This is a genomic window from Variovorax sp. GW823-FHT02B07 (assembly GCF_058797695.1).
The window spans coordinates 415,440-433,570 of record NZ_JBXAJX010000002.1; the positions used below are offsets into that span (position 1 = coordinate 415,440).

Annotated in this window: 23 protein-coding genes; 9 read left to right on the forward strand and 14 right to left on the reverse strand. The window is 69.6% G+C overall.

What is annotated here, in order from left to right:
* Nucleotides 1-30: 30 nt before the first annotated feature.
* From AC1RGU_RS13150 to AC1RGU_RS13185, 8 genes are read right to left on the reverse strand one after another with little or no spacing between them, the layout of a single operon-like run.
* Nucleotides 31-1,077, reverse strand: coding sequence for an ABC transporter permease (locus tag AC1RGU_RS13150; RefSeq protein ID WP_070062533.1), 1,047 nt, complete (start codon nucleotides 1,075-1,077; stop codon nucleotides 31-33).
* Nucleotides 1,074-2,582 carry a sugar ABC transporter ATP-binding protein gene (locus AC1RGU_RS13155; protein ID WP_492696503.1) on the reverse strand — a complete coding sequence of 503 codons (1,509 nt, stop codon included), beginning with the start codon at nucleotides 2,580-2,582 and terminating at the stop codon, nucleotides 1,074-1,076. The genes AC1RGU_RS13150 and AC1RGU_RS13155 overlap by 4 nt, the downstream gene beginning before the upstream one ends.
* Before the next feature lie 7 nt (nucleotides 2,583-2,589).
* Entirely contained in the window at nucleotides 2,590-3,672 is a 1,083-nt protein-coding gene (gene torT / locus AC1RGU_RS13160) for a TMAO reductase system periplasmic protein TorT (RefSeq protein WP_492696504.1), read from the reverse strand.
* 52 nt (nucleotides 3,673-3,724) lie between these two features.
* The gene (locus AC1RGU_RS13165) at nucleotides 3,725-4,702 is read right to left on the reverse strand and encodes a 5-oxoprolinase subunit C family protein (protein ID WP_492696505.1); all 978 of its coding nucleotides are present in this window, start codon (nucleotides 4,700-4,702) and stop codon (nucleotides 3,725-3,727) included.
* Nucleotides 4,692-5,591, reverse strand: a complete 900-nt coding sequence (locus AC1RGU_RS13170; RefSeq protein ID WP_369629608.1) for a 5-oxoprolinase subunit B family protein — start codon at nucleotides 5,589-5,591, stop codon at nucleotides 4,692-4,694. Before AC1RGU_RS13170 ends, AC1RGU_RS13165 begins: the two co-directional genes overlap by 11 nt.
* A complete protein-coding gene (locus tag AC1RGU_RS13175; RefSeq protein WP_492696506.1) occupies nucleotides 5,588-6,982 on the reverse strand; it encodes an acetyl-CoA carboxylase biotin carboxylase subunit in 1,395 nt (464 codons plus the stop codon). The genes AC1RGU_RS13170 and AC1RGU_RS13175 overlap by 4 nt, the downstream gene beginning before the upstream one ends.
* A gap of 11 nt (nucleotides 6,983-6,993) precedes the next feature.
* Nucleotides 6,994-7,242: an acetyl-CoA carboxylase gene (locus tag AC1RGU_RS13180; protein WP_095746198.1), complete on the reverse strand. Its 249-nt coding sequence runs from the start codon at nucleotides 7,240-7,242 to the stop codon at nucleotides 6,994-6,996.
* 41 nt (nucleotides 7,243-7,283) lie between these two features.
* Nucleotides 7,284-8,087: a 5-oxoprolinase subunit PxpA gene (locus tag AC1RGU_RS13185; protein WP_492696507.1), complete on the reverse strand. Its 804-nt coding sequence runs from the start codon at nucleotides 8,085-8,087 to the stop codon at nucleotides 7,284-7,286.
* 207 nt (nucleotides 8,088-8,294) lie between these two features.
* Here AC1RGU_RS13185 and AC1RGU_RS13190 point away from each other — a divergent pair, with 207 nt between their 5' ends.
* From AC1RGU_RS13190 to AC1RGU_RS13205, 4 genes are all read left to right on the forward strand, one after another.
* Nucleotides 8,295-9,221 carry a LysR family transcriptional regulator gene (locus AC1RGU_RS13190; RefSeq protein WP_070062541.1) on the forward strand — a complete coding sequence of 309 codons (927 nt, stop codon included), beginning with the start codon at nucleotides 8,295-8,297 and terminating at the stop codon, nucleotides 9,219-9,221.
* Between the two features lie 139 nt (nucleotides 9,222-9,360).
* Entirely contained in the window at nucleotides 9,361-9,645 is a 285-nt protein-coding gene (locus AC1RGU_RS13195; RefSeq protein ID WP_056579293.1) for a DUF427 domain-containing protein, read from the forward strand.
* Nucleotides 9,642-10,391 carry a 2OG-Fe dioxygenase family protein gene (locus AC1RGU_RS13200; RefSeq protein ID WP_159270900.1) on the forward strand — a complete coding sequence of 250 codons (750 nt, stop codon included), beginning with the start codon at nucleotides 9,642-9,644 and terminating at the stop codon, nucleotides 10,389-10,391. Before AC1RGU_RS13195 ends, AC1RGU_RS13200 begins: the two co-directional genes overlap by 4 nt.
* 130 nt (nucleotides 10,392-10,521) lie before the next feature.
* Nucleotides 10,522-10,962: a universal stress protein gene (locus AC1RGU_RS13205; RefSeq protein ID WP_056579296.1), complete on the forward strand. Its 441-nt coding sequence runs from the start codon at nucleotides 10,522-10,524 to the stop codon at nucleotides 10,960-10,962.
* Here the strand turns inward: AC1RGU_RS13205 and AC1RGU_RS13210 are convergent.
* On the reverse strand, nucleotides 10,949-11,620 hold the full coding sequence (locus AC1RGU_RS13210) for an RluA family pseudouridine synthase (RefSeq protein ID WP_492696508.1): 672 nt from the start codon (nucleotides 11,618-11,620) through the stop codon (nucleotides 10,949-10,951). The two genes, AC1RGU_RS13205 and AC1RGU_RS13210, sit on opposite strands and share 14 nt — an antisense overlap.
* Nucleotides 11,621-11,748: 128 nt before the next feature.
* Here AC1RGU_RS13210 and AC1RGU_RS13215 point away from each other — a divergent pair, with 128 nt between their 5' ends.
* Nucleotides 11,749-12,945: an MFS transporter gene (locus AC1RGU_RS13215; RefSeq protein WP_492697083.1), complete on the forward strand. Its 1,197-nt coding sequence runs from the start codon at nucleotides 11,749-11,751 to the stop codon at nucleotides 12,943-12,945.
* Nucleotides 12,946-12,948: 3 nt separating this feature from the next.
* Here the strand turns inward: AC1RGU_RS13215 and AC1RGU_RS13220 are convergent, their stop codons facing one another.
* From AC1RGU_RS13220 to AC1RGU_RS13230, 3 genes are read right to left on the reverse strand one after another with little or no spacing between them, the layout of a single operon-like run.
* Nucleotides 12,949-13,233 carry a 2Fe-2S iron-sulfur cluster-binding protein gene (locus tag AC1RGU_RS13220; RefSeq protein WP_070062545.1) on the reverse strand — a complete coding sequence of 95 codons (285 nt, stop codon included), beginning with the start codon at nucleotides 13,231-13,233 and terminating at the stop codon, nucleotides 12,949-12,951.
* On the reverse strand, nucleotides 13,230-13,520 hold the full coding sequence (locus AC1RGU_RS13225; RefSeq protein WP_062477599.1) for a VF530 family protein: 291 nt from the start codon (nucleotides 13,518-13,520) through the stop codon (nucleotides 13,230-13,232). Before AC1RGU_RS13225 ends, AC1RGU_RS13220 begins: the two co-directional genes overlap by 4 nt.
* 4 nt (nucleotides 13,521-13,524) lie before the next feature.
* The gene (locus AC1RGU_RS13230) at nucleotides 13,525-13,671 is read right to left on the reverse strand and encodes a hypothetical protein (RefSeq protein ID WP_167395057.1); all 147 of its coding nucleotides are present in this window, start codon (nucleotides 13,669-13,671) and stop codon (nucleotides 13,525-13,527) included.
* An 86-nt stretch (nucleotides 13,672-13,757) separates the two neighbouring features.
* On the opposite strand from AC1RGU_RS13230, the gene AC1RGU_RS13235 reads away from it, so the two are divergent.
* Together AC1RGU_RS13235 and AC1RGU_RS13240 are read left to right on the forward strand one after the other, a co-directional pair.
* Nucleotides 13,758-14,276, forward strand: coding sequence for a GNAT family N-acetyltransferase (locus tag AC1RGU_RS13235; protein ID WP_062477596.1), 519 nt, complete (start codon nucleotides 13,758-13,760; stop codon nucleotides 14,274-14,276).
* Nucleotides 14,277-14,366: 90 nt separating this feature from the next.
* Nucleotides 14,367-15,284 carry a DUF808 domain-containing protein gene (locus tag AC1RGU_RS13240; RefSeq protein ID WP_062477593.1) on the forward strand — a complete coding sequence of 306 codons (918 nt, stop codon included), beginning with the start codon at nucleotides 14,367-14,369 and terminating at the stop codon, nucleotides 15,282-15,284.
* A 26-nt stretch (nucleotides 15,285-15,310) separates the two neighbouring features.
* Here the strand turns inward: AC1RGU_RS13240 and AC1RGU_RS13245 are convergent, their stop codons facing one another.
* Entirely contained in the window at nucleotides 15,311-15,526 is a 216-nt protein-coding gene (locus AC1RGU_RS13245; RefSeq protein WP_390342497.1) for a hypothetical protein, read from the reverse strand.
* Between the two features lie 136 nt (nucleotides 15,527-15,662).
* Between AC1RGU_RS13245 and AC1RGU_RS13250 the strand changes: the two genes are divergently transcribed.
* Nucleotides 15,663-16,097, forward strand: coding sequence for a hypothetical protein (locus tag AC1RGU_RS13250; protein WP_223301410.1), 435 nt, complete (start codon nucleotides 15,663-15,665; stop codon nucleotides 16,095-16,097).
* 79 nt (nucleotides 16,098-16,176) lie between these two features.
* Nucleotides 16,177-16,974: an enoyl-CoA hydratase/isomerase family protein gene (locus AC1RGU_RS13255; protein WP_492696509.1), complete on the forward strand. Its 798-nt coding sequence runs from the start codon at nucleotides 16,177-16,179 to the stop codon at nucleotides 16,972-16,974.
* A 16-nt stretch (nucleotides 16,975-16,990) separates the two neighbouring features.
* On the opposite strand, the gene AC1RGU_RS13260 is transcribed toward AC1RGU_RS13255, so the two are convergent.
* Nucleotides 16,991-18,094 carry a M14 family metallopeptidase gene (locus tag AC1RGU_RS13260; RefSeq protein ID WP_492696510.1) on the reverse strand — a complete coding sequence of 368 codons (1,104 nt, stop codon included), beginning with the start codon at nucleotides 18,092-18,094 and terminating at the stop codon, nucleotides 16,991-16,993.
* Nucleotides 18,095-18,131 lie beyond the last annotated feature (37 nt).

The following is an 18,131-nucleotide window of genomic DNA, read 5'->3' on the forward strand; positions in this document are numbered from 1 at the left end:
ATTCCTTCGTTGCTTGTGTTGGTTGGAGGCTCAGTGGCTGCCCGGCGCCACCATGCGATGGCGGATCTGGTCGGCGACCACGGCCACGATCAGCAGGGCGCCCAGCACCACCATCTGCAGGTACGAGCCCACGCTGGCCAGGTTCATGCCGTTCTGCACCAGGCCGATGAAGATGGCGCCCATCACCACGTTGGGCACGCGGCCGATGCCGCCGCGCAGGCTCACGCCGGCGATCACGCAGGCCGCAATCGATTCGAGCGCCACGGTGCCGCCGAGGTTGGCCTCGCCGGTTTCCACGCGCGCCGTGAGCAGCAGGCCGCTCACGGCCGCCAGGCCCGCGCACAGCAGGTAGGCCATGAGCAGCACGCGGCGCGTGTCGATGCCCGACAGCGCCGCGGCCTTGGCGTTGCCGCCCACCGCGAGCAGGTGCGTGCCGGTCGGCAGGCGGCCCATGAGCACGCCCATGCCGGCCACGCACACGGCCGTGACGAGGATCGGCACCGGCACGCCGAGCACGGTGCCGAAGCCGAACAGCTCGCTGAACTGCGCCGGCATGCCCGACACCGGCACGCCGCCCGTGAGGAACAGCGCAAAGCCGAAGCCGATCGACTGCACGCCCAGCGTCACGATGAAGGGCGACACGCCGATCACCGCCACGCCGAAGCCATTGACCAGGCCCACCACCAGCCCGGCGAGCATCCCGCAGGCGCAGCCCACGAGCACCACCATCCAGGCCGCGTCGGGAAAGGCCGCGCCCAGCGCCTGCATGGCGAGCGCCGAGACCACCGAGGTGATCGCCATCACCGTGCCCACCGAGAGATCGAAGCCGCCGGTGACCAGCGCCAGCATCTGGCCCAGCGACACGAGGATCAGGTAGACCGACTGGCGCAGCAGGTTCACCAGGTTCTGCACCGTGAGGAACTGGTCGGACAGCGTGGCGAACACCACGCAGGCGATCACCAGCATGAAGGGCAGCACGCCCAGGCGCAAAAAGAGACTGCGCAGCAGGCCGAGGGCGCGCCCGGCCAGGCCGGGCGTGGGAGCCGCGGGGGCGGCGGTGAGGGAAGGCGAAGTCATGAGGAGGGGTTCTCGCTGGGGCCGAAAAACAGGTTGAGCACGGCGGTTTCCTGGATGGCGTCGCCATGCAGCTCGCCGGCGATCTCGCCGCGGCACATCACGTACACGCGGTGGCTCAGGTGCAGCACCTCGGGCAGGTCGGACGAGATCACGACCACCGCCGCGCCGCCTTCGCAGAGCTTGCGGATCACCTCGTACAGCGCGCTGCGCGTGCCGACGTCCACGCCGACCGTGGGCTCGTCGAACACGTAGAGCGCGGCGTCGCGCGTCATGCCCTTGCCGAACAGCACCTTCTGCTGGTTGCCGCCCGAGAGCAGGCCCACGGGCCGTTCGAGGTTGCGCGGCGCGAGTTCGACGCGCTCGGCGGCCGTCGTCGAAAGCCGCCGCCCGAGGCGCTTGCGCAGCCAGCCGCCGCGCCCGCGCAGCGGCCCGTGCACCAGCGGCAAGGTGATGTTGGCGCGCGACGTGAAGCCGAGCACCAGCCCTTCGCCCTTGCGGTCGGGCGGCAGGTAGAACAGGCCCTCGTCGAGCAGCTGGCGCACCGTCGCGCCGGTGCGCGGGCGGCCCTTGAACAGCACGCGCCCTTCGCTCACGGGGTCGAGGCCGTAGATCGCGCGGAACAGCTCCGACTTGCCGCAGCCGACCAGTCCGGCCAGCCCGACCACTTCGCCGCGCCGCACCATGAGGCTGGCGTGGCGCACGCCGTTGGGCGAGGCCAGCCCTTCGACCTGCAGCACGACCTCGCCGGGGTTGGCCGTGATGCGCGGGTAGATGTTGTCGATGGCGCGCCCGCTCATCAGCTCGATGAGCCGGTCGGCGCTCGTGGCGTTCGCTTCCACGGTCGTGACCTTGCGCCCGTCGCGCAGCACCGTGATGCGATCGGCGATCTGCGCGATCTCCTGCATGCGGTGCGAGATGTAGACGATGCCCACGCCGCGCGCCTTCAGCCGCGCCACCAGCTCGAACAGGCGCTGCGTCTCGGTGTCGGTGAGCGAGGCCGTGGGTTCGTCGAGGATCAGCACCGACACCTCGCCGCGCAGGCCCTTGGCGATCTCCACCATCTGCTGCTGCGCGCGCGTGAGGCCCGCCACGGGCGCGTCGACGTCGATCTCGAAGCCCAGGTCGGCCAGCATCGTGCGGGCGCGCTCGCGCACCGCCGCGCGGTCGAGCAGGCCGCGCTGGCACGGCTCCCCGCCCAGGCTCAGGTTCTGCGCCACCGACAACGTGGGGATCAGCGAGAACTCCTGGAACACCGCGCTGATGCCGTGGCGCCGCGCGTCGTGCACGTTGGCGAACTTCACCGGCGCGCCGTGCATGCGGATCTCGCCCGCCGTCGGCACGTTGGCGCCGGCCAGCAGCGAGATCAGCGTCGACTTGCCGGCGCCGTTCTCGCCGAACAGCACGTGCACCTCGCCGGCGCGCAGCTCGAAGTCCATCGCATCGAGCGCGAGCACGCCGGGGTAGCGTTTGCCCAGGCCGAGGGTCTGCAGCAGCACGGGAGCCATGGCCGGCTTACTTGACCTCGAACACCGGCTTGAAGCCGGTCGGCGGCAGGATGTCGGCCTGCTTCACGGTCTTGATGTTGCCGCTGTCGACCACGAAGATCTTCGGGCCGACGTGCTTCACCACGTCCTTGTTCTCGAGCAGGCGCACGGCCTGGTCGACCGCGATGCGGCCCTGGATCACCATCGAGTCGGCCGGCGCGGCCACGATGCGGCCCTTCTGGATGCCTTCGTACACGCCCGGCGTCATGTAGAACGAGAGCACCTGCACCTTCTTGTCGAGGTTGCGCGCGCGAAGGATGCCGGTGGCGGCCTCGGCGGTCACTGCCGTGCCGGCCACGTAGGCGAGGTCGGGATTGCCCTGCAGCACGTCTTCGACCAGCTTGGCCTGCGCCTCCTTGCCGGTGTCGCCGTACTTGGGGTCGAGCACCGTCACGGCGCTGCCCTTGATCGCTTCCATGAAGCCCTTGTGCGCGGCCTCGACCCAGCCCGCGCCGGCCGGGCCCGGGAACCAGCCGACCTTCACCGGCGGCGAGCCGGCAGGGTGCTTCTTCGCGAGGTACTCGCCGGTCGACTGGCCCATCGTGTAGAACGACACCAGCGACTTGGCCGACAGGTCGGGCGAGCTGATGCCGTTCACCAGGTCGATCACCGGCACCTTCTTGGCGGCCGTGGCCTTGATGACGTTGTTCAGCCCATCGCCCGAGATCGCGCCGATGACCACCGCGTTGGCGCCGCGCGCCACGCAGTCCTCGATCTGCGAGACCTGCTTGCTCAGGTTGGTGTAGCCGCCCGCGTCGACAACCTGCAGCTTCACGCCCAGGCGGCGCGCCTCTTCGATCACGCCGTAGTCCACGCCGAGCCAGTAGGCGTCCTTCATGTGCGGGAACGACACGCAGATGTCCCACTTCTTCGACGCCTTGGCCAGCGGCGTGTAGTCGATGGGTTTCTTCGTGCCCTCGGCCGAGAAGGCGGGTTCAGTGGCCTCGGCCTTGTAGGGAAACCAATCGGCGGCCGAGGCCGGGGCGTGCCACGCCAGGGCGGCGGCGAGCGAAGCGGCGATCAATGAAACGCGCAGGGGTGAGCTGTTCATGAAGAACTCCTTGGGTGACAGCGGTGAAGAAAAAGGGAAGGACGGGCGCGCGTCAGGCCGCGAGTGCGGCCCGCAGGCGGTCGAGCCGTCGTCGGCGTTCGGCGCGGGCTTCGAGCGCCTGCGCCATGTCGACCTCGACGAAGCGCGCCTTGTGGTTGGGCTGCATCTGGGCGATGAGGTCCATGTCGGCGCTGATGACGGTGCCGACCATCGCGTAGCCGCCGCCCGACACCGCGTCGCGGTGCAGGATGATCGGCTCGCGTCCGCCCGGCACCTGGATGGAGCCGTAGGGGTAGCCCGCATCGACGATGTTCGACGGGTCGTCGCCCGCGCCGAAGGGCGGCGTGCGCTCCTGGAACTTCAGCGGCGTGCCGTGCTTGTAGCGGTAGCCGATGCGGTCGGCCTCGGAGCCGACGGTCCAGGTGTCGGCGAAGAAGCTTTGCACCGACACCTCCTGCAGGCGATGGAAGTAGATGCCCGGCAGCACGCGCAGGGCCACTTCTTTTTCGAGCACCGGCAGCAGCGCGGCATCGACCGTGCGGCCCGCGCGGGCGCCGGCAGCCGGCGTGCCCACGGGCAACTTGTCGCCGGCCAGCAGCTTGCGGCCGTTGAAGCCGCCGAACGCGCCCAGGCCGTAGGTCGAGCGGCTGCCCAGCACCACCGGCACGTCGATGCCGCCGGCCACGGCGATGCACATGCGTGCGCCGAGCTTCATGAAGTCGAAGCTCAGCTTGTCGCCGGCCTGCACCGTGAACGAGGTGTTGCGCGGCGCTTCGTTGCCGTTGAGCTTGATCTTCGCGTCGGCGCCGGTCACCGCCACCAGCGCGGGTGCGTCGAACTGCAGCTCGGGACCGAGCAGCGTGCTTTCGATGACGGCCGCGCCTTCGTCGTTGCCCACCAGCAGGTTCGCGAGCACCAGGCTTTGCTGGTCGAGCGCGCCCGACAGCGGAATGCCCAGGTGGTAGTAGCCGGGGCGGCCGGCGTCCTGCACGCTGGTCGCGAGGCCGGGCTTGAGCACGTCAATCGCCATGGAGCACCTTCAGCAGTTGTTGGTTGTAGCCGTCGGGGTCGGCCAGGAAATCGTTGAGCGAGAACGACACCGGCGCGATGCGCAGCGCGTAGGTGCCGGCCTCGACCTGCGCCACCTGGCGGTCGTACTCGGCGCGGTCGATGGGCTTCCACTTGACGATGTCGCCGGGCTGGAAGAACACCATCAGGTCCTTGAGGTACGACAGCCGCTGCGCCGGGTCGAAGATCGGTGCGGGCGTGACGCCGAACATCTGGTAGCCGCCCGCGCCGCGCACCGAGTAGATGCAGCTGAAGCAGCCGCCGTGGCCCAGCGTGAGCTTGGGCGTGTCGGTGCGCGGGCTCAGGTACTTGGGCACCTGGATCTGGCGCTGGCGCTCGACCATCTGGAACAGGAAGGGCAGGCCGGCCACGAAACCGACCATCGACACGAACCACGGCGCCGACGAGTGCGCCTCGATGAAGGCCTCGACCGAGGCGTGGCCGTTGATGCGTGCGGCGTACTCGATGTCGGTGCTCGACGGGTCCTGGTGGCGCTCGCGAAAACGCATCAGCGTCTCGTGCGTCCACGGGTCGTTGTAGAGCACGGGGATCTCGACGATGCGCGTCTGCATCTGCAGGTCGGCGTCGCCCAGGCCCGCTTCGATCTCCTTCAGCGTGGCGAGCAGCGCGTCGGGCGCGATCGCATCGGGGTCGAAGCGCACGAGATACGCGGCGTTGGCCGGGCAGATCTCGGTCACGCCGGGCAGTGCGCGGCGGCGCAGCTCGTTGCAGATGGCCATGCCCTTGAAGAAGGCGGGCAGCGACATCTCTTCGCTGATCTCGACGAACAGGTGCTCGTCGCCGCCGAAGCTGTAGCGGGCTTGCGGGGGGAGGGTGCTTGCAGCGGTCATGCGGCCACCTTCAACATGGGAGGCGCGTCGGCGAGTGGATTTGCCGCGAGCCAGGTTTCGAGAAATCCCGTGTGGAACGCGGCCTTCGCCACATCAGCGTCCTCGCACAGCGCACGGTGCAGCGGGATCGTCGTGTGGATGCCTTCGACTTGCAACTCCTCGAGCGCACGCCGCATGCGGGCCAGGGCACTGGCGCGGTCGGTGTCGTGCACGACGAGCTTGCCGAGCAGCGAGTCGTAGTACGCGGGCACGGTGTAGCCGGGAAACAGGAAGGTGTCGAAGCGCACGCCCGGGCCGCCCGGCACCACGAGTTGCGACACGAGGCCGGGGCTCGGCATGAAGTTCTTCGCGGCGTTCTCGGCGTTGATGCGCACCTCGATGGCCGCGCCGGTCAGGCGGATGTCGTCCTGCTGCAGGCGCAGCGGCTGGCCGAGCGCGATGCGCAGCATTTCCTTCACGAGGTCGACGCCGGTGACCATCTCGGTGATCGGGTGCTCGACCTGGATGCGCGTGTTCATCTCGATGAAGAAGAACTCACGCGTGTCGTCGTCGTACAGGTACTCGAGCGTGCCCGCGCCGCGGTAGGCCACGGCGCGTGCGAGCCGCAGTGCCGATTCGCACAGCGCGGCGCGCGTGGCTTCGCTGATGGCGGCCGAGGGCGCTTCTTCCCACACCTTCTGGCGGCGCCGCTGCAGCGAGCATTCGCGCTCGAAGCAGTGCACCACGCGCTGGCCGTCGCCCAGGATCTGCACTTCGATGTGGCGCGCCTGGCGGATGAAGCGTTCGAGGTACACCTCGCCGTTGCCGAAGGCGGCCTGCGCTTCGGCGGTGGCGGTGGCGAACTGCTGGCGCAGCTCGGCTTCGTCGTGCGCTACGCGGATGCCGCGCCCGCCGCCGCCGGCCGAGGCCTTGATCATGATCGGGTAGCCGATGTCTTTCGCCACTTCGACGGCGGTGTCGGGGTCGGTCACCACGCCCGCGCTGCCGGGCACGGTGGGCACGCCGGCGCGCAGGGCGGCGGCGCGTGCCGCGGCCTTGTCGCCCATGGTGCGGATCGCATGCGGCGTCGGGCCCACGAACACCAGGCCCGCGGCCTCGACGCGCTCGGCGAACGCGGCGTTCTCCGAGAGAAAACCGTAGCCAGGGTGCACCGCGCCGGCGCCGCTGTCGGCGGCGGCCTGCAGGATCGCGTCGATGCTCAGGTAGCTCTTGGTGGCGTGCGCCGGGCCGATGCGCACGGCCTTGTCAGCCATGCGCACGGCGAGGCTCTGCGCGTCGGCGTCGCTGTAGACGGCGACGGTCTTGAGCCCCAGCTCCTTGGCGGCGCGGATGATGCGCACCGCGATCTCGCCCCGGTTGGCGACCAGCAGTGTGTCGAATGCGGCGGTCATGGGCGGGTGCCTCAGGCCGTTTCGATGACGGCCAGCAGCTGGCCCGGATCGACCGGCTCGCCGTTCTCGACGGCGAAGCGCGCCAGGCGCCCGGCCGCGTCGGCCGTGACTTCGCTGAACTGCTTCATCACCTCGACGAGGCCGAGCACGTCGCCCACGGCCACGGTGTCGCCTTCGGCCTTGAACGGCGGCGCGTCGGGCGCCGAGCGGCGGTAGAAGGTGCCCGGCAGCGGGCTCAGGACTTCATGGGTAGCGGGCATCGGGGCACTCCTGGAACAAGTTCGGGAAAACGAGAAAAAACTCAAGCGGGCTTGGCAAGGCCTGCAACTTCGATGCCGTTGTCGGCAAGGACGCGCCGCGTGGCCTGCACCAGCGCGAGCGCGCCGGGCGTGTCGCTGTGGATGCAGACCGAGTCGAAGCCGATCGCAATGTCTTCTCCTTCGACCGTGCGCACCACGCCCTCGGTGCAGGCGCGCAGCACCTTGGCGGCCACGGCCTCGGGGTCGAGCGCGCCGACGCGGCGCGTGAAGACGATGGAGCCGCTCAGGTCGTAGTCGCGGTCGGCATAGAACTCGCGCACCACCGGCTGGCCCAACTCGCGCGCCACCTGGAAGGTGACGGACGATTCCATGCAGAACAGGCGCAGCGTGGGTTCGATCTGCTGCAGCGCGGTGACGAGGGCGCGCGACAGCGCCTCGTCGCGCGCCGCATGCATGTACAGCGCGCCGTGCGGCTTGATGTGCTGCAGCGTCATGCCGGCCAGGCGCGCGAACTCGCGCAGCGCGCCGAGCTGGTAGACCATGTCGTTCACCAGCTCGTCGGCCGGCGCGGTGATGTGGCGGCGCCCGAAGCCCACGAGGTCGCGAAAGCCCGGGTGCGCGCCGATGCCCACGCCGTGTTCGCGGGCCAGCAGCACCATCCTGCGCATGATGTTCGGGTCGCCGGCATGGAAGCCGGTCGCGATGTTGGCCGAGCTGATCAGCGGCATGAGCTGCTCGTCCACGCCGTCGCCGATGGTCCAGGGGCCGAAGCCTTCGCCCATGTCGGAATTCAGATCGATCCGCGTTGTCTTCGTCACGTCGTCCCGCCTTTGTGTGGTGCGCATCGCCAAGGGGGCGGTGCAGGTTGGCGCGAAGGTTAGCCAGCAGTCGAAAGGCCGAAAAGCATTGTTTTCAGGCGGTCCGATATCTGAAAAACAGATGCTGCAAGCGGCCGGATTGGGCGCTACGCTGGAGGGAAGCGATCGCGCGGTATCGGGTTTTCGCCCGAGGCAGGCAGCGCGTATCCGTAAATACCCTAGGAAGACGGCGCCATGTCCCTGACCCTTCGCCAGCTCAAGTACTTCTCTGCGGTGGCCGAGGTGGGGCGCATCTCGCACGCGGCGCTGCAGCTCAACATCTCGCAGTCGGCCGTGACCACCGCCATCCGCGAGCTCGAGGAGCTGATGGGGCAGCAGCTCTTCGAGCGGCACCCGCACGGCGTGGAACTCACCAAGGCCGGGCGCCGCTTCCTGAGCCACGCCTACGCGGTGCTGTCGGCGGCCGACGAGGCGGTGCGCATGCCGCACGAAGGCGAGAACGTCGAGGGCTCGCTCACCATCGCGGCCAGCTACACGGTGCTGGGCTACTTCCTGCCGCACCACCTGCAGCGCTTCGAGCAGCTGCACCCGCAGGTGACGGTGAAGGTGCACGAGGTGGCGCGCGAGGCCATCGAAGAAGGCCTGATCACGCAGCGCTACGACATCGGCGTGGTGCTCACCTCGAACGTGGTGCTGCGCGAGCTGTCGCTCGAAACCTTCTTCGGTTCGCAGCGCCGGCTGTGGGTGCCGGCCAAGCATCCGTTGCTGGACAAGGCCGAGGTGACGCTGGCCGACGTGGCGGCCGAGCCCTACATCATGCTCACCGTCGACGAGGCCGCGGCCACCGCGCTCAAGTACTGGAGCAAGACGCCGCACCAGCCGCAGATCCGGCTGCGCACGAGTTCGGTGGAAGCGGTGCGCAGCACGGTGGCCAACGGGCTGGGCGTGACGGTGCTGTCGGACATGGTCTACCGGCCGTGGTCGCTGGAAGGCAAGCGCATCGAGACCATCAACCTGCGCGACGCGGTGCCCACGATGAACATCGGGCTGGGGTGGAAGCAGGGCGTGGAGTTTTCGCCGGCGATGACGGCGTTCCGCAACTATTTCCGGCAGCTGTTTCTCGAGCCGGCGTCGGGGCGCACGGGGCGCGGTCGCGGCTGACACTGTGGGGGAAACCCTGCCGGCATCGGGCCGGGATGACCCGGCGCAAGGAAAGCACCTCGCGCCAGCGTCACAATAGCCGCTGTCCCGAGCGCGCAATGCGGCATCGGCACCTTGCACCTCCCCGGAGATCGATCCCATGAAAGCAACCTGGAACGGCGTCACCATCGCCGAAAGCGACGACACCGTGCTCGTCGAAGGCAACCACTACTTCCCGATGAGTTCGCTCAACCGCGACGTGGTCACCTTCAGCAACCACAAGACCACCTGCCCGTGGAAGGGCTCGGCGAACTACTACTCGCTGCTGGTCAACGGCGAACTGCACGCCGACGCGGCCTGGTACTACCCCGACCCGAAGCCCGAAGCCGAGGAAATCCGTGACCGCGTCGCGTTCTGGAAGGACGTGAAGGTCAGCGCCCAGTGAGCACCGCCGCCTTCGCTCCCCCGTTCACGCCGCCGGCCGAACTGGCCGGTGCGCTGCGCGAGCACGGCTACGCGGTGCTCAGCCCGCAGGGCGTGTGCGACTGGCTCGGCGTGCCGCTGGCGCAGCTCGAGGCGCTGCACGCCGACTGGAACGACCTGCCGCCCGACGAGTACCTGAAGGACGGCGGGCGCTACCGCACGCGGCGCCATGCCTGCTTCACGGTCGAGGCCGACGCCACGCTGGCGCAGGTGCCGCACCGCGCGCACTGGCAGCCGGTCGAATACAACGCGCTGCACGGCGGCATGCAGCGCTGGTTCGCGCCGATGCTCGACGCCACGGTGGCGCAGCCCGTGTGGCAGCGGCTGATGCAGCAGCTCGGCCAGGTCAGCAGCGACATGCGCGGCGCACCGCAGCGCTGGTTCGTGGAAGCGCACCAGTTCCGCATCGACACCGCCGGCGGCATCGGCCGCCCGACGCCCGAAGGCGCGCACCGCGACGGTGTCGACCTGGTGGCGGTGGTGCTGATCGGGCGCCAGGGCATCAAGGGCGGCGAGACGCGCGTGTTCGAGGCCAACGGCCGGCGCGGCGAGCGCTTCACCATGACCGAACCGTGGACGCTGCTGCTGCTGGACGATGCGCGCGTGATCCATGAATCGACGCCGATCCAGCCGATGGAAGAGGGCGGCGATGGCTGGCGCGACACGCTGGTGGTCACCTGCCGATCTGAGGGTTTCCAGGGGGATTGAGACGCCTGCGGACTTCGCTGGTCGGAGTCCTACAGGGCGGGTTCTGCATAGCGGTTAAATTCGGGGCCCGACCCGGTGCGAACCGGGTCCGTCAGTCTGTCTGTCTGCGAACGCTAAGCGAGGTCCCGCCATGTTCAATCACATCCTGGTCCCCATCGACGGCTCCGAAACTTCCATGCTCGCGGTCAGCAAGGCCAGCGGTCTCGCCCTGGCCTTCGGCAGCCGCATCACGCTGATCCACGTGATCGACAACTACCCCTTCATCGGCGTGGGCGCGGACTATGCGCTCGGCCAGAACGAATACCTCGCGGCGGCCACCGCCAGCGCCAACGCGGCGCTGGCACGCGGCGTGGCCGCCCTGGCGGCCGAAGGCTTGCACAGCGACCAGCGCGTGATCGACGGCCACGTGGTGCACGAAGGCATCGTGGACACCGCCATCGCCATCGCGGCCGATCTGATCGTGATGGGCTCGCACGGGCGCAGCGGCATCGAGAAACTGCTGCTGGGCAGCGTGACGCAGCGCGTGCTGCAGGACGCCACCATGCCGGTGCTCGTCGTCAAGGGCCGCTGAGCACGAAGCCCGCCGCACGTTCGAAGTGCAACGGCTCCCGCGTCGCGGGATGCACGAACCCCAGTTCCCTGGCATGCAGCAGCAGGCGCGGTGCGCGTGCCTGCAGCGCGGCGTCGCCGTACAGCGCATCGCCCAGGATCGGGTGCCCGATCGACAGCAGGTGAACGCGCAGCTGGTGTGAGCGGCCGGTGAGTGGCTCCAGCAGCACGTGCGTGGCCGCTGGGCCGTCGGGCGGCGACATGCTGGCCAGCGCGCGCCAGCGCGTGAGGCTGGGTTTGCCCGCCGGGTCGATCTTCTGCAGCGGTCGGCGCGGCCAGTCGGCCATCAGCGGGGCGTCGATGAGCGACCAGTCATCGCGCTGCGGCATCACGCCATCGACCACGGCTTCGTAGCGCTTGTGCACCTCGCGGTCGGCGAAGGCCGCGCTCAGGGCGCGCTGCATCTCCAGGCCGCGCGCCATCACTACCAGGCCGCTGGTGCCCATGTCGAGCCGATGCACGATGAGCGCGTCGGGCCACTGGCGCTGGGCGCGCGCGCTCAGGCAGTCCTGCTTGTCCTCGCCGCGCCCGGGCACGCACAGCAGGCCGGCGGGCTTGTCGAGCACCAGCAGGTGGGCGTCTTCGTGAACGGGAAGCAGGTCGGGCGGCGAAGCGGTCATGGGGACAGCGAGTGTAGAGAGGCTCAGAAAGCCGGAAGAAGGCTGGGCTATCCTCGACCGATATGCCCGGCGCCGCTTCTTCTCCCTTGTCTCCCACGTTCACCGACCTGAGGCGCGAGCGCCCCTTCATGCAGCTGTGGGTGGCGCGCCTGTTCGGCACCGCCGCCTCGCAGATGATGCTCGTGGCCATCGGCTGGCACATGTACGAACTCACCGGCAGCGCGTGGGACCTGGGCCTGGTCGGGCTGTACCAGTTCGTGCCCGCGCTGCTGCTGGCGCTGCTGGCCGGCCACGTGGTGGACCGCCACCACCGGGGCCGCATCGTGGCGGTGTGCTTCGCGGTGCAGGGCACGGTGGCGCTGGCGCTGCTGTTCGCGGTGCTGCACAGGAACGACACGCGCGGGCTGCTGCTCGGGCTGTCGCTGGTGCTGGGCGCGGTGCGCGCCTTCCAGATGCCGGCGCAGCAGGCGCTCACGCCGCTGCTGGTGCCGCCGCTGCTGCTGTCGCGCGCGATGGCGTTCAGCTCCGCAGGCATGCAGGGCGCGATCATCGGCGGGCCCGCGCTCGGCGGGCTGCTGTTCGTGGCGGGCATGGCGGTGGTGTACGGCGCGAGCGTGCTGTGCTTCGCGGTGGCCTGCGTGCTGGTGCTGCGGCTGCGCTACGACCACGCGCCGGCCGTGCGCGAGCCGGTCACGCTGGCCACGGTGTTCGCGGGCGTCAATTTCATCTGGAAGCGCAAGCCGGTGCTGGGCGCCGTGTCGCTCGACCTGTTCGCCGTGCTGCTGGGCGGCGCGGTGGCGCTGCTGCCGATCTATGCCAAGGACATCCTGCACACCGGCCCCTGGGGCCTGGGCCTGCTGCGCAGCGCACCAGCGGTGGGCGCACTGGTGATGTCGATCGCGCTCACGCGCCGGCCGGTCGAGCGCAACGTGGGGCGCACGCTGCTGCTGGCCGTGGGGGCGTTCGGGCTGTGCATGGTGGTGTTCGGGCTGTCGAAGAGCTTTCTCGTCTCGCTCATCGCCCTGGCGGTGTCGGGCGGGGCCGACATGGTCAACGTCGTGATCCGCCAGACGCTGGTGCAGCTGGAAACGCCCGACGCCATGCGCGGGCGGGTGAGCGCGGTCAACTCGATCTTCATCGGCGCGAGCAACCAGCTCGGCGAGTTCGAGTCGGGCGCCACGGCGGCGCTGCTGGGGCCGGTCGGCTCGGTGGTGCTCGGCGGCGTGGGGACGATGCTGGTGGCGTTGACGTGGTTCCGCCTGTTCCCGTCGCTGGCGCAGCGCGACCGGCTGGTGGTGGCTGCACCGGCGTCGGCGCGGTCCTGATCGTCAGTCGAAGAGGGCGCGCGCCTGCGGCACGTCGAGCGTGAGGTCGCTCAGCGCCACGGCCACGCACGGAAGAATCCAGCCGTCGATCTTTTCGTCGAAGCTCAGGCCCGGCCATTCGATGAGGTGGCGGCTCTCGCCCGAGAGCCGCTGGCAGATGCAGGTGCGGCAGGTGCCGTTGCGGCACGAACTGGGCAGCTCGATGCCGGCCGCCTCCGCTGCGTGCAGCAGCGTGACGCCCGCCTCGGCCTCGAATTCGAGGCCCGACGGTTCGAGACGGACCTTCATCGCGCGGGAGGTTCTTGCTGTTGCTGCTGCTGTTCGCGGCGTTGCTCGCGCAGCATGAAGAGGTACAGGCTCTCGACCTTGTCGCGCGCCCAGGGCGTCTTGCGCAGGAACTTGAGGCTGGAACCCACGCTGGGCTCGCTGATGAAGCAGCGGATCGGCACCAGGTGCCCCAGCTGCTCCCAGCCGTAGTAGTCGGCCAGCGCAGTCACGATGGCCTCCAGCGTGAGGCCATGCAACGGGTTGCGCGGCTGCGCCGGCTTGGGGGCGGGCGCGGGGACGTCGGTCACTCGGTCACTTGTTCTTGAGCTTGCCGCGCGGAATCACCGCCGTGGTGACGGTGCGCACGGGCTCGATGCCGCCGGTGGGGGCCTTCGGCGGCGAGGTGTCCTTCTTCGGTTTCTTCGCTTCCTTGTTGGTGCGTTGCTGACCCTTGGCCATGTGCTTTCTCCAGTTGATACGTGCGGATGCCGGAGGAGTTTAGCGGTGCGGCGACAATAGCCGGTTCCACACGTTTTTCCGCTTTCATGTCCGATTACGAAGTTCGCCCCGCCACGATGCGCGACGCCAAGGCCGTCGCCGAAGTCCATGCCCTCTCTGCCAAGGCTGCCTACGAAGGCATCCTGTCCGAAGACGACCTGCGCGTGCTGGCCCCCGCCTCGCGCGAGGCCAAGTGGCGCGAGGCCATCGAATTCAGCGAACCCCAGGTCCACGTGGTGACGCACGGCAGCGAGATCGTCGGTTTCGTGGGCTTCGACCGCTCGCGCGACCCCAAGACGCCGCCCACCACGGGCGAGATCTGGGCCATCTACGTCAAGCCCGAGCACTGGGGCAAGGGCGCCGGCGTGGCCCTGTGGGACGCCGCCCGCGAAGGCCTGGCCGAAGAAGGCTGCACCACGGTCACCATCTGGGTGCCGCTGCGCAACGACCGTGCCATGCGCTTCCACGAACTCGCCGGCTTCAAGCGCGAGATGAAGACGGCCAAGACCACCGCACTGGGCACCGTCCGCGTCGAAGAAATCCGCCTGAAGCGGGCGGTGGACTGATCCACCCCCGGATGCCGCGTACGGTCTTCACCGGCGCGGCCATCGGCTGCGGATAAGCTCGCCGCTTCTTCCACAGCCTGACTTTCGCCCATGGCCACCAGCCTGCTCCTGCTGCTCGACGACATCGCCACCGTGCTCGATGACGTCTCCGTCCTCACCAAAGTTGCTGCCAAGAAGACCGCCGGGGTGCTCGGCGACGACCTCGCGCTGAACGCGCAGCAGGTCACCGGCGTGCGCACCGAGCGCGAGCTGCCGGTGGTGTGGGCCGTGTGCAAGGGCTCCCTCGTCAACAAGGCGATCCTGGTGCCGGCCGCGCTGGCCATCGGCACCTGGCTGCCCTGGCTGGTGACGCCGCTGCTCATGGTGGGCGGTGCGTTCCTGTGCTTCGAGGGCGCCGAGAAGCTGGTCCACAAGTTCCTGCACAAAAAGGAGCACGAGGCCGACACCGCGCGCCACCAGAAGGCCGTGGCCGACACCACGGTCGACGTGGTCGCGGTCGAGAAGGACAAGATCAAGGGCGCGGTGCGCACCGACTTCATCCTCTCGGCCGAAATCATCGCCATCACGCTGGGCACCGTGCAGGGCCAGCCGTTCACGACGCAGCTCAGCGTGCTGGTCGGCATCGCGCTGATCATGACGATCGGCGTCTACGGCCTCGTGGCCGGCATCGTGAAGCTGGACGACGCGGGCCTGTACCTGAGCCAGCGCAGCAGCGCGGCGGCGCGCGCCCTGGGCCGCGGCATCCTGGCGGCGGCGCCGTGGCTCATGAAGGGCCTGTCGGTGGCCGGCACGGCCGCCATGTTCCTCGTGGGCGGCGGCATCCTGGTGCACGGCGTGCCGGCGTTCGGCCATGCGGTCGAAGACTGGGCCAAGGCCACGGGCGGCGTGTTCGGCACGCTGGGCTCGATGGGCGTCAATGCCGTCGTGGGCATCGTGGCCGGCGCCGTCGTGCTGGCCGTGGTGGAACTCGTCGGCAAGCTGCGCGGCAAGAAGGCCGCGGCGCACTGAGCGCCTGCTGACCTTGCGGCCGGGCCTCAGCGCTCCGGCTTGCCGCGCTGGAACAGGCCGACGCCGACCAGCGCCACCCCCAGCGCGAGCGCGAACCAGCCGACCAGGTACGCGCCGGCCACCATGTCGAACCAGCGCGTGCCCTGCAGGAAGCGCGGCCCCAGCAGCACGGCGACGCCGATCAGGAGGCAGAGGATGCCGCGCTCGATGGTGCGCAGCTGTCGTTGGGGGCGTCGGGCCATGGGGGTCTTTGCAAGGGAAAACGGAAGCGGCCATTGTCCCGCGCCGCGCGGGCAGGCCGGTGGCCACCGCAAAACGTCGCGTGCGCGCATCGCTCGGCGCGCAAAAATGCTTCCAAACGTTGCAGAATCGCAGGCCATGCCATACCGCCACCTGCCCACCGGTTCCGCCTTCTTCCTTCCGTTGCGACGCGCCTGCGTGGGCGCCTCGCTGGCCGTGATGGCCGCCACGGCCTTCGCGCAGCCGCAGCCCGACCCCGCCGGTTTTCCGCTGGACTCGGTCGGCTACCTCAACGAGGAGCTGCCGCGCATGGAAGCGGCCATTGCCGCGAAGGACCGCAGCTTCTTCCTCGGCGCGATGACGCGCATGGTGCAGTTCTCCGAGCGCTGGGGCTTCAAGGCCAAGGCCAACCCCGAGCTGGCCGCCTACCCGATGTGCACGGCGGCCGTCATGGACTACGCGGTGGTCGGCATGTGCAGGCTGAACCCCGCCGACGATGCCTGCGAGCCGGGCCTGGCGCCGCGTTTCGATGCGAACGTGAAGCGCTGCCGCGAGCTGGCCGCGCAAAAATAGGCCTCCGGCCTTTCGTCTTTTCCTCTCACCGAACGAAGTCCCCGCGCCATGGCCGTGCGTGCGGGGCGGAGACACACGCATGGACTACACCCGCTACCAGACCCTCGCCCTCACGCGCCGCGGCGCGAACGGCGCGGTGCTCGACATCCAGATGCGCGCCACCAACGGCAAGCTGCCCACGGCCGGCCATGACGGCCACCGCGAGCTGGCCGAGATCTGGCGCGACGTGGCGGCCGACGACACGGTGCGCTGCGCCGTGCTGCGCGGCGAGGGCATGGGCTTCTCGGGCGGCGGCGACCTGGGCATGGTGCAGGACATGACCACCGACGACACCGTGCGCCAGCGCGTGTGGAAGGAAGCGCGCGACCTGGTCTACAACCTCGTCAACTGCGACAAGCCCATCGTGAGCGCCATGCACGGGCCGGCCGTGGGCGCGGGGCTGGTGGCGGGGCTGCTGGCCGACATCTCCATCGCGAGCAAGAACGCGAAGATCGTCGACGGGCACACGCGCCTGGGCGTGGCGGCGGGCGACCATGCGGCCATCGTGTGGCCGCTGTTGTGCGGCATGGCCAAGGCCAAATACCACCTGCTGCTGTGCGAGCCGGTGAGCGGCGAGGAGGCCGAGCGCATCGGCCTGGTGTCGCTTGCGGTGGACGAGGCCGACCTGCTGCCGCGGGCCTACGAGATCGCCGACCGCCTCGCGGCTGGCAGCCAGAGTGCGATCCGCTTCACCAAGTACGCGCTGAACAACTGGCTGCGCCAGGCCGGGCCGACCTTCGACGCCTCGCTGGCGCTGGAGTTCATGGGCTTCGCGGGCGCCGACGTGCGCGAGGGCGTGGCCTCGCTGCGCGAGAAGCGCGCACCGAACTTCGGCTGAGCCGACCTCCGCCGGATCAGGCCTTGCTCAGCCCCTGCAAGGTTTGCAGGAGCACGACGCGCGTCTGCCCCAGCACCATGCCCTTCCACTCGTCGTTGTCGCAGTAGAACGCGTCGCGCAGGCGGCGGCGGATCTCGCGCTTCTGCGCTTCGGGCGCCTCGGGGTGGCGGCGCAGCCAGGTGTCGGCGCGCAGGCGGTCGAGCACTTCCAGGTCGGGCAGCGTGCCGAACTCCAGGCCCATGGGCGCGACGCGCGCGTTCGGGCATTCGTCGTACGCGGTCGAGATCACCGGGCCCGACACGTCGGCCGAGGCCGAGTCGCCCGCGAAGGGCGCGAACACGTCGGCGCCCCACCAGGCGTGGGCCAGCGCGAGGTCTTCGGGCGTGTTGCGGCCCGGGTAGATCTTTTCGCCGTGGCCGTAGGGGCCCAGGCCCGTGTGCACGTCGATCCAGCCCAGGTGCGTGGCCGAGGCCGCATAGCCGCGCAGGATGGCGCGGATGGTGCGGTTGCTCCACGACGGCGCGGTGCCGCCGTAGAAGAGGCCGTCGGGCGAGGTGTACTGCCCGCGCGTCACGGCCGCGCGGAAGGCGGTCATGCCGTGCGTGGCGATGTAGCTCGCCACCGCCGCGTCGTCGGCCGGCGTCGGCGGCCAGCTGGCGGGCAGCACCAGCGGCTCCACGTCGGCGTACTCGGCGTTCACCGGCAGCGGCGCGCTGAAGTCGATGTGGTTGCGGTTCAGGTCGATGTTGTCTTCGTTGGTGCGGTGCAGGTGCGAGAAGCCGTGCGGGTTCACCGCATGCACCAGCAGCAGTGCGACGCCCGCGCGTTCGAGGCGCGCGAGCAGGTCGGCGTCGTTCAGCGTGGCCACCTGCGCGCCCGAGCCGCAGAAGCCCTCGGGGCCGTGCGTGCCCGAGGTGACGAGCAGCACCTTCTTCGCGTCGGCCGCGCCGATCAGCGCGACGTCGGTGGCGAGTTCTTCGCCGAGCGCCCCGCGGTGCGTGGGGTGCACGAACGACTCGACGGTGGCGCCGCGCGCGGCGGCGGCCTCGAGGAACTTGGCGCGGGCTTCGACGTACGTGCCCGAGAAGTGGCGGGTGGCGGCGGTGGCAGGCTGGGACATGGCGGGAAGATTCCTGTGCATGAAGGCGGGAAGGAGG

What these genes read in the sequence shown, in the direction of transcription:
- AC1RGU_RS13165 (WP_492696505.1), bottom strand. Translation starts at nt 4,702, where the DNA reads ATGGCGATTGACGTGCTCAAGCCCGGCCTCGCGACCAGCGTGCAGGAC.
- AC1RGU_RS13230 (WP_167395057.1), bottom strand. Translation starts at nt 13,671, where the DNA reads ATGGCCAAGGGTCAGCAACGCACCAACAAGGAAGCGAAGAAACCGAAG.
- AC1RGU_RS13240 (WP_062477593.1), top strand. Translation starts at nt 14,367, where the DNA reads ATGGCCACCAGCCTGCTCCTGCTGCTCGACGACATCGCCACCGTGCTC.
- AC1RGU_RS13170 (WP_369629608.1), bottom strand. Translation starts at nt 5,591, where the DNA reads ATGACCGCTGCAAGCACCCTCCCCCCGCAAGCCCGCTACAGCTTCGGC.
- AC1RGU_RS13245 (WP_390342497.1), bottom strand. Translation starts at nt 15,526, where the DNA reads ATGGCCCGACGCCCCCAACGACAGCTGCGCACCATCGAGCGCGGCATC.
- AC1RGU_RS13175 (WP_492696506.1), bottom strand. Translation starts at nt 6,982, where the DNA reads ATGACCGCCGCATTCGACACACTGCTGGTCGCCAACCGGGGCGAGATC.
- AC1RGU_RS13220 (WP_070062545.1), bottom strand. Translation starts at nt 13,233, where the DNA reads ATGAAGGTCCGTCTCGAACCGTCGGGCCTCGAATTCGAGGCCGAGGCG.
- AC1RGU_RS13205 (WP_056579296.1), top strand. Translation starts at nt 10,522, where the DNA reads ATGTTCAATCACATCCTGGTCCCCATCGACGGCTCCGAAACTTCCATG.
- AC1RGU_RS13255 (WP_492696509.1), top strand. Translation starts at nt 16,177, where the DNA reads ATGGACTACACCCGCTACCAGACCCTCGCCCTCACGCGCCGCGGCGCG.
- AC1RGU_RS13150 (WP_070062533.1), bottom strand. Translation starts at nt 1,077, where the DNA reads ATGACTTCGCCTTCCCTCACCGCCGCCCCCGCGGCTCCCACGCCCGGC.
- AC1RGU_RS13155 (WP_492696503.1), bottom strand. Translation starts at nt 2,582, where the DNA reads ATGGCTCCCGTGCTGCTGCAGACCCTCGGCCTGGGCAAACGCTACCCC.
- AC1RGU_RS13260 (WP_492696510.1), bottom strand. Translation starts at nt 18,094, where the DNA reads ATGTCCCAGCCTGCCACCGCCGCCACCCGCCACTTCTCGGGCACGTAC.
- AC1RGU_RS13210 (WP_492696508.1), bottom strand. Translation starts at nt 11,620, where the DNA reads ATGACCGCTTCGCCGCCCGACCTGCTTCCCGTTCACGAAGACGCCCAC.
- AC1RGU_RS13195 (WP_056579293.1), top strand. Translation starts at nt 9,361, where the DNA reads ATGAAAGCAACCTGGAACGGCGTCACCATCGCCGAAAGCGACGACACC.
- torT (WP_492696504.1), bottom strand. Translation starts at nt 3,672, where the DNA reads ATGAACAGCTCACCCCTGCGCGTTTCATTGATCGCCGCTTCGCTCGCC.
- AC1RGU_RS13215 (WP_492697083.1), top strand. Translation starts at nt 11,749, where the DNA reads ATGCAGCTGTGGGTGGCGCGCCTGTTCGGCACCGCCGCCTCGCAGATG.
- AC1RGU_RS13250 (WP_223301410.1), top strand. Translation starts at nt 15,663, where the DNA reads ATGCCATACCGCCACCTGCCCACCGGTTCCGCCTTCTTCCTTCCGTTG.
- AC1RGU_RS13190 (WP_070062541.1), top strand. Translation starts at nt 8,295, where the DNA reads ATGTCCCTGACCCTTCGCCAGCTCAAGTACTTCTCTGCGGTGGCCGAG.
- AC1RGU_RS13235 (WP_062477596.1), top strand. Translation starts at nt 13,758, where the DNA reads ATGTCCGATTACGAAGTTCGCCCCGCCACGATGCGCGACGCCAAGGCC.
- AC1RGU_RS13180 (WP_095746198.1), bottom strand. Translation starts at nt 7,242, where the DNA reads ATGCCCGCTACCCATGAAGTCCTGAGCCCGCTGCCGGGCACCTTCTAC.
- AC1RGU_RS13185 (WP_492696507.1), bottom strand. Translation starts at nt 8,087, where the DNA reads ATGCGCACCACACAAAGGCGGGACGACGTGACGAAGACAACGCGGATC.